Source organism: Pelomonas sp. KK5 (assembly GCF_001984095.1).
Lineage (GTDB): Bacteria > Pseudomonadota > Gammaproteobacteria > Burkholderiales > Burkholderiaceae_C > KK5.
The window spans coordinates 1-10,819 of sequence record NZ_LYVQ01000222.1 but is presented as its reverse complement, the minus strand read 5'-3'; the positions used below and the strand labels follow the sequence as shown (position 1 = coordinate 10,819).

8 protein-coding genes and 1 pseudogene are annotated in these 10,819 nt (G+C 69.7%); 6 read left to right on the top strand and 3 right to left on the bottom strand.

Translation table 11 applies throughout. The annotated features are described in order from the left end of the window. Together B0W88_RS25485 and B0W88_RS25480 are read right to left on the bottom strand one after the other, a co-directional pair. Positions 1-506: chromate transporter (locus tag B0W88_RS25485; protein ID WP_077037411.1), on the bottom strand; the 506-nt coding region annotated here is incomplete at its 3' end. Next, positions 506-1,513, bottom strand: a complete 1,008-nt coding sequence (locus tag B0W88_RS25480) for a D-2-hydroxyacid dehydrogenase family protein (RefSeq protein ID WP_077037410.1) — start codon at positions 1,511-1,513, stop codon at positions 506-508. The genes B0W88_RS25480 and B0W88_RS25485, both read right to left, overlap by 1 nt. Positions 1,514-1,632: 119 nt before the next feature. Here B0W88_RS25480 and B0W88_RS25475 point away from each other — a divergent pair, with 119 nt between their 5' ends. Next, positions 1,633-2,142, top strand: a complete 510-nt coding sequence (locus tag B0W88_RS25475) for a DUF1993 family protein (RefSeq protein ID WP_077037409.1) — start codon at positions 1,633-1,635, stop codon at positions 2,140-2,142. A 153-nt stretch (positions 2,143-2,295) separates the two neighbouring features. Here B0W88_RS25475 and B0W88_RS25470 read toward each other — a convergent pair whose 3' ends face one another. Then, a complete protein-coding gene (locus B0W88_RS25470) occupies positions 2,296-2,718 on the bottom strand; it encodes a hypothetical protein (protein WP_077037408.1) in 423 nt (140 codons plus the stop codon). Positions 2,719-3,041: 323 nt separating this feature from the next. Here B0W88_RS25470 and B0W88_RS25465 point away from each other — a divergent pair, with 323 nt between their 5' ends. From B0W88_RS25465 to B0W88_RS33170, 5 genes and pseudogenes are all read left to right on the top strand, one after another. Continuing rightward, positions 3,042-4,922, top strand: coding sequence for a hypothetical protein (locus tag B0W88_RS25465; RefSeq protein ID WP_077037407.1), 1,881 nt, complete (start codon positions 3,042-3,044; stop codon positions 4,920-4,922). 6 nt (positions 4,923-4,928) lie between these two features. Further along, on the top strand, positions 4,929-7,352 hold the full coding sequence (locus B0W88_RS25460; protein ID WP_077037406.1) for a type I secretion system permease/ATPase: 2,424 nt from the start codon (positions 4,929-4,931) through the stop codon (positions 7,350-7,352). 19 nt (positions 7,353-7,371) lie between these two features. Continuing rightward, positions 7,372-8,601 carry an HlyD family efflux transporter periplasmic adaptor subunit gene (locus B0W88_RS25455; protein WP_077037405.1) on the top strand — a complete coding sequence of 410 codons (1,230 nt, stop codon included), beginning with the start codon at positions 7,372-7,374 and terminating at the stop codon, positions 8,599-8,601. A 306-nt stretch (positions 8,602-8,907) separates the two neighbouring features. Beyond that, positions 8,908-10,239 carry an NRAMP family divalent metal transporter gene (locus B0W88_RS25450; protein ID WP_233151840.1) on the top strand — a complete coding sequence of 444 codons (1,332 nt, stop codon included), beginning with the start codon at positions 8,908-8,910 and terminating at the stop codon, positions 10,237-10,239. Between the two features lie 107 nt (positions 10,240-10,346). Beyond that, positions 10,347-10,819, top strand: a pseudogene (locus B0W88_RS33170) (hypothetical protein); the annotation flags it as partial.

The window sequence follows — 10,819 nt, the reverse complement described above, 5'->3', positions numbered from 1 at the left end:
AGCGGCAGGCGCAGGCCCACGACCAGCGCGATCGTGACCGCCGCCAGCCCCAGCGCGACGGCGCGGCCCAGCGGATGCTTCTTCAGCGACGGCAGCAGCTTCACGCCGGTGGCCAGGATCAGCCCGGCCGAGACGATGCCCATGCCGCGCAGCGCATCGACCACGACCGGATGCGAGGCCAGGTGCCCGTACAGCGCCGCCAGCGCGATCACGATCACCGAGGGCGCCAGCAGCATGCCGGCCATCGCTGTGAAGGCGCCGCGCAGGCCGAAGAAGCGATCACCCAGCATCAGCGAGATGTTGACGATATTGGGCCCCGGCAGAACCTGCGCGATGGCCAGCGTCTCGACGAAATCCTCGCGCGCGAGCCAGCGGCGCTTCTCGACCAGCTCGCGCTGCGCCACCGCGATCACGCCGCCGAAGCCCTGCAGCGCGAGCCAGGTGAAGCCGGTGAACAGGGCCCAGAGGTTGGCGGGCCGCTGGAGCTCCGCGGCCTCCTCGCTCATCACCGATGCACCTTCAGCGCATCCGGATTGACGATGTGCGTCGGCTTCTTGGCGATGAAGTTCAGCACGTTGTCGAAGGCGGCGTCGAAGTACATCTCATAACTGTCCTGCTCGACGTAGCCGATGTGCGGCGTGCAGACGCAGTTCTCCAGCCGCAGCAGCGGGTGGCCCTGCAGGATGGGCTCGCTCTCGAACACGTCGATCGCCGCCATGCCGGGCCGCCCGCGGTTCAGCGCCGAGACCAGCGCCCCGTCGCTGAGCAGCTCGGCCCGCGAGGTGTTGACGAACAGCGCGGTGGGTTTCATCCGCGCCAGGTCGTCGGGCGTGACGATGCCGCGCGTGCCCTCGGCCAGCCGCAGGTGCAGGCTCAGCACGTCACAGCTCTCGAAGAAAGCCTCGCGGCTCTCGGCGGCGGCGTGGCCGTCGGCCTGGGCGCGCAGGCGCGAGGCCTCGCTGCCCCAGACCTGCACCTGCATGCCGAAGGCGCGGCCGTAGCCGGCCACCAGCTGGCCGATCTTGCCGTAGCCCCACAGGCCCAGGGTCTTGCCGCGCAGCACCATGCCGATGCCGAAGTTCAGCGGCATCGAGCCCGCCTTCAGCCCCGCCTGCTGCCAGGCGCCGTGCTTGAGGTTGCCGATGTACTGCGGCAGGCGCCGCATCGAGGCCATGATCAGCGCCCAGGTCAGTTCGGCCGGCGCGATCGGCGAGCCCACGCCCTCGGCCACCGCGATGCCCAACCGCGTGCAGGCGTCCACGTCGATATGGGCGCCGACGCGGCCGGTCTGCGCGATCAGCCGCAGCTTGGGCAGCTTCTCGAGTAACTGGCGGTTGAATTGGGTGCGCTCGCGGATCAGCACCAGCACCTCGGCATCGCGCAGGCGCACCGAGAGCTGGCCCATGCCCTTCACGGTGTTGGTGAAGACCTTGGCGTTCAGGTGTTCCAGCTTGCTGGCACAACGGAGCTTGCGGACTGCGTCTTGGTAGTCGTCGAGGATGACAATGTTCATGGAATCTCAAGGCCGTTGAACCCATTTTGCCTTGCGCCCGGGGCTCGCCTGCAGACCTTGGCGCAAATCGCTACGATGCGCCGCTTTCCTCGCAATTCGAGTAACGGAGACATCCCATCATGAGCACCATCACCATGCACTCGGCCAGCGTGCCGGTCTTCGCCCGCATCCTGGGCAACATGATCAACTGGATGGAGGCGGCCAAGGCCCACGCCGAGGCAAAGAAGTTCGACACCGCCAACTACCTGGGCCTGCGCCTGGCGCCGGACATGCTGCCCTTCAAGAACCAGATCCAGATCTGCAGCGATGCGGCCAAGGGCTGCGTGGCGCGCCTGGCCGGCGTCGACGTGCCGAGCTGGCCCGACGACGAGGCCAGCTTCGACGACCTGATCGAGCGCGTCCGCAAGACCCGCGACTACGTGCTGTCGCTGCCTGCCGCCCAGATCGACGGCAGCGAGGGCCGCGAGATCACGATCCCCCGCCGCAGCGGCGACGCACTGAAGTTCAGCGGCGAGAACTACCTGAAGCACTTCGCGATGCCGAACTTCTTCTTCCATGCGACGACGACCTACGCGCTGCTGCGCCACGCCGGCGTCAGCATCGGCAAGATGGACTTCCTCGGGCGCTGAACGCCCGGTATTTCGGGCCGAGCGCCGGGCCGCCCCAAGCCGGCCCGTCTGGCAATGCTTGCGGCTCGATGCCGCGAGCATCGGCGTCCCCTCGGGGGACCGACCAGGCGCGCCAGCGTTCAGCTGGGCACGACTGGGCGAGGGGCTGACACCCTAGTGCCGCCGGCCGGCGGCGGTGAAATGAGCCTGCAAGCGCGCCAGCCGCCGTTCGGCCTCGAACTGCGAGAACTGGCGCGCGATCTCGTTGTAGAGCCAGGTGCGCAGGTGCCACAGGTCGTCGAGCTGGCGGCACTTGCGGATCGTGCCGGCCAGCAACTCGACCTGCTCACCCTGCAGGCCCTGCAGGCTGGCCTCGAATTCAGCCTTGGCCATTGGCAGCACATCCACCTCGGCGTAGACGCTGCGCGAAGGCGCACCGTCCGCCTGCCGGCGCAGGATCGTCTGCCAGAAGCTGTCGCTCCGCGTGGCCGGCTTGCCCTCGGCCTGTGCCGTCTGCGTGCTGCGGGAGAAGAACGTGGTCGACAGGGCGCCGCGCGTCGTTCTGGCCCAACGCGTCAGAAGTGCATTCAGCAGCATGGATCTATTTTTCTCACTCTTGTGCAGCCACCGGCGCTGTGCCGGCCCCAACCGCGCTTTTTCTATCGACGGCGCAACCCTTTGAAAGATTGCTTACTTCTTTGGATCCATTTTGAGCATCTCGTATGACGCTGAGATTGGGAATTAGGGGAATAACGAAGACTACATTCCCGCATTGATGCGGGTTATTGCCGATTTGTTGCCGCTGCCACCGGCCGACAAGGAATGAATTGCTGTCCAATCAGGCCCCTAACGTCCCGTTCACACTGACCGCGGACACCTAAGATCGCCGGACCCCCGCCATCCCGCTGCGGCGCCTTGCCATGGATCTTTCACCGCCCACCTCGCCGAGCCCCCAGACCGCGCTGCAGCAGATCGAGCTGCTGCTCGCCGCCGCCCGCTCCGGCCAGATGGAGCTGGGCGTGCTGATGGAGCGCACCAACACGCTGCAGGCCGCCGGCCTGGGCGAGGCGGCCGCGCTGCTCTACCAGAACTGGATCGCGGCCACGCCGTCGCCTTTCCGCCACGTGGCCTGCTTCAACTGGGGCACGCTGCTGGGCAACCTGAAGAAGCACGCCCAGGCCGAGCAGGCCTACCGCATCGCGCTGACGATGGCGCCCAAGTTCGCCCACGCGCGGCTGAACCTGGGCCACCAGCTGGAGCACCTGGGCCGCCAGGAAGAGGCGCTGGCCGAATGGCAGGGCGTGGTCGAGGACGAGTCGCCCAAGCTGGGCGCCCATCCCGAGGAGCAGCCGGACACGCTGGAACTGGTGCTGCACGCGCTCAACAACGCCGCCCGCCTGCTCGAGACGCTCAAGCGCTACGACCAGGCCCAGGCCCTGATGCGCCGCAGCCTGGAGCTCAAGCCCACCCAGGGCGACGTGACCCAGCACTACGTCCACATCCGCCAGAAGCAGTGCGACTGGCCGGTCTACCAGCCGGTGGGCGAGGTCACCCACAACCAGCTGCTGTGCAACACCTCGCTGCTGGCCATGCTCAGCGAGACCGACGACCCGGCGCTGCAGCTGATGACGGCCCAGCGCTTCGTCCACGAGAAGGTGGTCAAGTACACCGAGGCGCCGTATCACAAGCGCCACGGCAAGGCGCGCGAGGGCCGCATCAAGGTCGGCTACCTGAGCGGCGACCTGTGCATGCATGCGGTGGGCCTGCTGACGGCCGAGCTGTTCGAGCTGCACGACCGCGAGCGCGTCGAGACCTTCGCCTTCAGCTGGAGCCGCGAGGACGGCACGCCGCTGCGCGCCCGCATCAAGAATTCGATCGAGCACTATGTGTCGCTGCACGGTGTCGAGGACGAGCGTGCCGCGCGGCTGATCGCCGAGGCCGGCATCGACGTGCTGGTGGACCTGCAGGGCCTCACCAGCGGCGCCCGCCCCAACATCCTGGCCTACCGCCCCGCGCCGATCCAGGTCGGCTACCTGGGCCTGCCGGCCACCTCGGCGCTGCCGGGCGTGGACTGGATCATCGCGGACCGCTTCGTGATGCCGCCCGAGTACCTGCCGTACTGCACCGAGAAGCCGATCTACCTGCCCGACTGCTACCAGGTCAGCGACCGCAAGCGCGAGGTCGGCCCCACGCCCACCCGCGCCGCCAACGGCCTGCCCGAGGACGCCTTCGTCTTCTGCACCTTCAACAACAACCACAAGTACAGCCACGAGATGTTCGCGTGCTGGATGCGGGTGCTGCACGAGGTGCCCGGCAGCGTGCTGTGGCTGCTGGCCGACAACGAGTGGGCCAAGGCCAACATGCTGCGGGTGGCGGCCGAGAACGGCGTGGACGCCGCGCGTCTCGTCTTCGCCCCGCGCGCCCAGCCGCCCGACTACCTGGCCCGCTTCCAGCTGGCCGACCTGTTCCTGGACAGCTTCCCCTACAACGGCGGCACCACCGCCAGCGACTGCCTCTGGATGGGCACGCCGATCCTGACCCGCTCCGGCCGCAGCTACATCTCGCGCATGGCCGGCAGCCTGCTGACGGCCGTGGGCCTGCCTGATCTCGTCACCTTCAGCCTGCCCGAGTACGAGCAGCGCGCCGTCCAGATCGGCCGCAACCCGGGCCGCGCCGCCTCCTACAAGCGCTACCTGCGCGAGCAGGGCCGCAGCTCCAGGCTGTTCGACCTGCCCGCGATCGTGCGCAGCATCGAGGACGAGTTCGAGCGCCTGGCGCTCCAGCATCGTCAGTCGAAGTAACTCGATATGTCGACGCGCAACCAGCAGGATTCCTTCTTCGGCAACGACGCCCGTGCCGGCGCCGCCGCGAACGCGCCGACCGCCGCCGCCAACAAGCTGCGCCTGGCGGCCGACAGCTCCGTCCCCCAGCCCGAGGCCCGGCCCGACCCGCTGGAAGGCCTGGCCGAGCAGCCGGTCGGCGACCCGCTGCTGCAGGCGCTGGCCTGGCTGACCCGCCACCATGGCCGCGCCCGCTCGGCCGAATCGCTGCGCGCCGGCTCGCCGGTGGAGGGCGCGCTGGCGCCGGACCAGGCGCTGCGCCTGATGCGCGAGGCCGGCTACAACGCCGGCCTGCTGCGCAAGCCGATCGCCGACATCAACCCGGCGCTGATGCCCTGCGTGCTGCTGCTCAACGAGGGCGACGCCTGCGTGCTGGTCAAGCGCCTGGAAGAGGAGGGTGTCTCCGGTGGCCAGCAGCGCTACGAGGTCGTCTTCCCCGGCCCCGAGGCGGCCGCGGTGGTCGCCAGCGCGGCGGAGCTTGCGCCCGAGTACAGCGGCTTCGTGCTGGTGGTCTCACCGCAGGAAGTCTCCCAGGCGCACGAGCGCAACCCGCGCGAGGCCGCGCTGCTGGCCCCGCCCGGCGAGCACTGGCTGTGGGGCACGCTGAAGCGCTTCATTCCCTACTACCGCTCGGCCATGCTGGCGGCGCTGCTGTCCAACGTGCTGATGCTGGTGTCCGGCCTGGTCACCTCGGTGATCTACGACAAGGTGATCCCGCACCAGGCCTTCGTCACGCTGTGGACCATGGCCACCGGCGCCGGCCTGGCGCTGCTGTTCGACCTGTTCTCGCGCCAGCTGCGCAGCCATATGATCGACCTGGCCGGCCGCAAGGCCGACCTGATCATCGGCGCCAAGCTGTTCCGCCAGACCCTGGGCGTGCGCATGGAGCACAAGCCCGAATCCGCCGGCTCCTACGCCCACTACCTGGCGCAGGTGGAGATCGTGCGGGACTTCTTCACCTCGGCCACGATGTCGGCGCTGAGCGACCTGCCCTTCGTGCTGATCTTCGTCGGCATGACCTTCATCGTCGGCGGCCCGCTGGGCTGGGTGCTGACGCTGGCCATGCCGGTGATGATGCTGATCTCCTGGGCCATGCAGGGCTACCTGCGCCGCGCGATGCGCGCCCAGATGGCCGAGCAGGCCGACCTGCACGGCACGCTGGTGGAGGCGATCGAGGGCCTGGAAGACCTGAAGACATCCGGCGCCGAGGGCCGCTTCCTGCGCCGCTACGAGACCAGCACCGCCATCGCCGCCGAGGCGGGCCTGCGTTCGCGCAGCATCTCCAGCCTCAGCATGAACATCACCTCCTCGATGCAGCAGGTGGTCAACCTGGTGATGCTGGTGTGGGGCGTCTACCTGATCCACGACGGCACCATCACCGCCGGCGCGCTGCTGGGCTCGGTGATGTTCGCCAGCCGCGCGGTGATGCCGCTGGGCAGCCTGGTGAGCCTGGCCACACGCTACCAGGGCGCGCGCGCCGCGATGGTCTCGCTGGACCGCATGATGAGCCTGCCGACCGAGCGCGAGCAGAACCGCAACTACGTGCCGCTGACCCAGATCAGCGGGCGGCTGGGCCTCAACGACGTCGGCTTCTCCTACCCGCTGGTCGGCGCCGCCGCCCAGGCCGCCGGCCACGCGCCCAAGGTGCTGCGCAATGTCACGCTGCGGCTGGAGCCGGGCGAGCGCGTCGCGGTGCTGGGCCGCATCGGCAGCGGCAAGTCCACCATCCTGCGCCTGCTGTCGGGCCTGTACCAGCCGACTGAGGGCATGGTCGAGGTGGACGGCATCGACCTGCGCCAGATCGACCCGGCCGAGTTCCGCGCCCGCGTCGGCTTCGTCTCGCAGGAGCCGCGCCTGTTCCACGGCACGCTGCGCGACAACGTGCTGATGGGCCGCGCCCACCTGGATGCGACGCGCCTGGTCGAGGTCGCCCGGTTGACCGGGCTGGACCGCGTCGTCGCCGGTCATCCGGCGGGCTGGGACCTGCCGGTCGGCGAGATGGGCAGCATGCTCTCCGGCGGCCAGCGGCAGCTGGTGGCTCTGGCCCGCGCGCTGGTGGCCCGGCCCCAGGTGCTGCTGATGGACGAGCCGACCAGCTCGATGGACGCGCAGTCCGAGATCGCCTTCCTGCGCCAGCTGCGCGACGCGGCCGGCAACTGCACGCTGGTGATGGTGACCCACCGTCCGGCCGTGCTGGAGCTGGTGTCGCGCATCGTCGTCGTCGATGCCGGCCGCCTGGTGATGGACGGCCCGCGCGACCAGGTGCTGGCCGCGCTGTCCGGCGTGCGGCCGAGCGTGCCGCCCGAGGCCCAGCAGCAGCAGGCGGCCGCCCAGGCCGGCGTGCGCATGCACCCGTCCGCGCAGCCCGTCCAACGCTCCCCGTCCGTGTGATTGACGAAGAAGTAAACGCATGGCGAGTAACGAACCATCCGCGCTGACCCGCGAGGAAGGCCGCTTCGTCAGCGGCCTGCACGCGGCCACCATCGACGAGCCGCTGCCGCAGGCCGTCTGGGGCCTGTACCTGATGCTGATCATCGTGGTGGTGGCCATCACCTGGTCCTCGATCGCGCATGTGGACGAGATCACCCGCAGCGACGGCCGCATCGTGCCCGACGGCAGCGAGCAGGTCATCGCCAGCCTGGAAAGCGGCATCCTGCGCGAGCTCTACGTGCGCGAGGGCCAGGAGGTCGAGGCCGGCCAGGACCTGGCGCAGCTGGACCCGACCCGCGTGGAGGCCACGCAGGCCGAAGGCGTGGGCCGCTCGCTGGCGCTGAAGGCCCAGGTGGCGCGGCTCAAGGCCGAGGCTGACGGCCTCGGCAGCATCGCCTTCCCGCCGGAGGTGCAGGCCTCGCCCCGCATCGTGCAGGCCGAGACCGAGTCCTTCCAGGCCCGCCGCCGCGTGCTGGAGGAGACCGTGGCCAGCCTGGACCGCAGCACCGGCCTGCTGCAGAAGGAACTGAAGATCTCGCAGGACATGTCGGCCAAGGGCCTGATGTCGGTGGTGGAGGTGATGCGGCTGACCCGCCAGGTCAACGAGCTGCAGGCGCAGCGCACCGAGCGGCTGGCGCGCTTCCGCCAGGAGGCCGCGGGCGAGCTGGTGAAGGCGCAGAACGACCTGACCGCGCTGGACGAGCAGATGGTGATCCGCCAGGACGCGATGGCCCGCACGATGCTGAAGTCGCCGGTGCACGGCGTGGTCAAGGCGATCAAGGTGAGCACCGTGGGCGGCGTGGTGGCGGCCGGCGTGCCGGTGATGGAGATCTCGCCGATCGGCGAGCAGATCAAGATCGAGGCCCGCGTGAAGCCCGGCGACATCGGCTTCATCCATGTCGGCCAGAAGGCCCAGGTCAAGCTCAACGGCTACGACTTCAACATCAACGGCGGCCTGGAAGGCAAGGTCACCTACATCAGCCCGGACGTGGTCGGCGAGTCGGCCCCGGAGAAGGGCGGCAACCCGAACAACGCCTACTACCGCGCCGTCATCACCGCCGAGGAGAACCACCTGGTCTACAAGGGCAAGCCGCTGCCGGTGATCCCGGGCATGCAGGCGATGGTGGAGATCAAGACCGGCGACCGCTCGGTGCTGAGCTACCTGCTCAGGCCCATGCTCAAGAGCCGCGAAGCGTTGCGCGAGCGTTAAGACGCCGCGGCCCCAGCAGATGCAGGTTGACGCTGGCAAGCACCGGCGAAGACAATGCTAACTCCTCAACTCGACGGCACCGCCATGACACCAGCGCCTAGTAGCTGGCCTTCGCCGTCCAGTCCTTGCCGAGCCGTCGATCGCTTCTGACGGCTCGATGAAGAACCGGGCGGTGGGGGCATCGACCTGACCACCGCCGGGGCTTGATCGTCCTTCTTCTCCCCGGATCATCGTTCGACCCTGCGGCCCTGCCTTGGGCCGCGGTCTTCCGTCCTGCTGTCGCGGCAGGGCGGCGGGGAGAGACCCGTGCAACAACTGATTTCCCGCAACCTGTTCCTCGCGGCCCGCGCGGCTGCCTCGCTGCGCCGCCAGCTGCCCGATGCCCGCGCGCTGGCCCGCCGCCTCGGCCCCGGCCTGATCACCGGTGCCGCCGACGACGACCCGAGCGGCATCGCCACCTACTCGCAGGCTGGCTCGCAGTTCCGCTTCGGCCTGGTGTGGACGCTGCTGCTGACCACGCCGCTGATGATCGGCATCCAGATGCTGTCGGCGCGCATCGGCTGGGTCACCGGCGAGGGCCTGGGCGCCAACATCGCGCGCGTCTGCCCGCGCTGGCTGACGATGGTGCTGGTGGGCCTGCTGGTGCTGGCCAACACGATCAACATCGCCGCCGACATCGGCGCCATGGCCGAGGCCGCCCACCTGCTGCTGGCCGGGCCCTCGCAGCTCTACGTGCTGGGCTTCGGCCTGCTCTGCGTGGCGGGGCAGGTGATGTTCTCGTACGAGCGCTCGGTGCGCATCCTGAAGTGGCTGACGCTGGCGCTGTTCGCCTACTTCGCCGTGGTGCTGGTGGTGCGGGTGCCCTGGCAGCGGGCCACCGTCGAATCGCTGCAGCCCTGGCGCTTCATGCCGCCCGGCACCTCCGCCGGCGACTACGCCAGCATGGTCGTCGCGATGCTGGGCACGACGATCAGCCCCTACCTGTTCTTCTGGCAGGCCGCCCAGGAGGTGGAGGAGGGCCAGCGCCGCCCGGACGAGGCCGTGCTGCGCGCCGTGCCGGCCTATGCGCGCGAGCACCTGTTCCGCATCAAGCAGGACACCTACGTCGGCATGCTGTTCTCCAACGCGATCGCGCTGTGCATCGTGCTGGCGACGGCCGTCACGCTGAACCTCAACGGCATCACCACCATCCAGACCTCCTCGCAGGCCGCCGAGGCGCTGCGCCCGGTGGCCGGCGAGTTCGCCTTCGCCGTCTTCGCGCTGGGCATCATCGGCACCGGGCTGCTGGCCGTGCCGGTGCTGGCCGGCTCGGCCGCCTATGCGGTCAGCGAGGCCTTCGGCTGGCGCTCGGGGCTCTCGCGCGGCTTCCACGAGGCGCGCGGCTTCTACGCCATCATCATCGCGGCCACCGGCATCGGCACGCTGATGAGCGCGGTGGAGGTGGACCCGATCAAGGCGCTGGTGTGGAGCGCCATCGTCAACGGCGTGATCTCGGTGCCGATCATGGTCGTGATGATGTGGATCGGCCAGTCGACCCGGCTGATGGGCGAGTGGACGATCTCGCCGCGGCACCGCTTCTTCGGCTGGGCGGCCACCGGGGTGATGGCGGTGGCGGTGATCGCCATGCTGGCTTCCTGAGTTCACGGCTTCGATAAGGCGTCCCGCGGCGCCTCTTTTCCGGCCATCGCGCCGGGCCCGGGCATGGTCCAGTGACGGTATCGGTGGAAGACCGCCCGTTCGAGCCCATGCTGTTGTTCTCATCCTCGCCCCTGTCGTCGCTGCGCACCCGTTGCCTGCTGGCCGCCTTGCCGCTGAGCCTGGCGGTCACGGCCGTGCCAGCCGCGCGCGCCGTCAACGATGACAAGGGCGCGCTGCTGCCGCGCACGTCTTCCGGCGTGGTGACGCCCGCGCCGGTGCCGGCCTCGGCGGCGCAGGTGGTGGTGGCGCCGCCGCCGCCGCAGGTGGTGGTCGTTCCTCCTCCGGCGCCCGCCTCGGCGCCCGCACCGTCGGCCGCGCCTGACGCGGCGCCGCCGCCGGCGACGCCCGCTCCCGCTCCGGCGCCTCGCGCGCCGCGTCGTACCGCCGGAAACCGCAGCCACGACGACTCCGGTGCGCTGCTGCCGCGTCGCTCCACGGCATCATCGACCGCGGCGCCCGCGGTGGTCGCCGTCGCACCTCCGCCAGCGCCTGCCGCGCCCCAGCGGGCGGCTCCGAAGGC

Coding starts and splice junctions, on each gene's coding strand:
- B0W88_RS25480 (WP_077037410.1), bottom strand. CDS start 1,513: ATGAACATTGTCATCCTCGACGACTACCAAGACGCAGTCCGCAAGCTC.
- B0W88_RS25475 (WP_077037409.1), top strand. CDS start 1,633: ATGAGCACCATCACCATGCACTCGGCCAGCGTGCCGGTCTTCGCCCGC.
- B0W88_RS25470 (WP_077037408.1), bottom strand. CDS start 2,718: ATGCTGCTGAATGCACTTCTGACGCGTTGGGCCAGAACGACGCGCGGC.
- B0W88_RS25465 (WP_077037407.1), top strand. CDS start 3,042: ATGGATCTTTCACCGCCCACCTCGCCGAGCCCCCAGACCGCGCTGCAG.
- B0W88_RS25460 (WP_077037406.1), top strand. CDS start 4,929: ATGTCGACGCGCAACCAGCAGGATTCCTTCTTCGGCAACGACGCCCGT.
- B0W88_RS25455 (WP_077037405.1), top strand. CDS start 7,372: ATGGCGAGTAACGAACCATCCGCGCTGACCCGCGAGGAAGGCCGCTTC.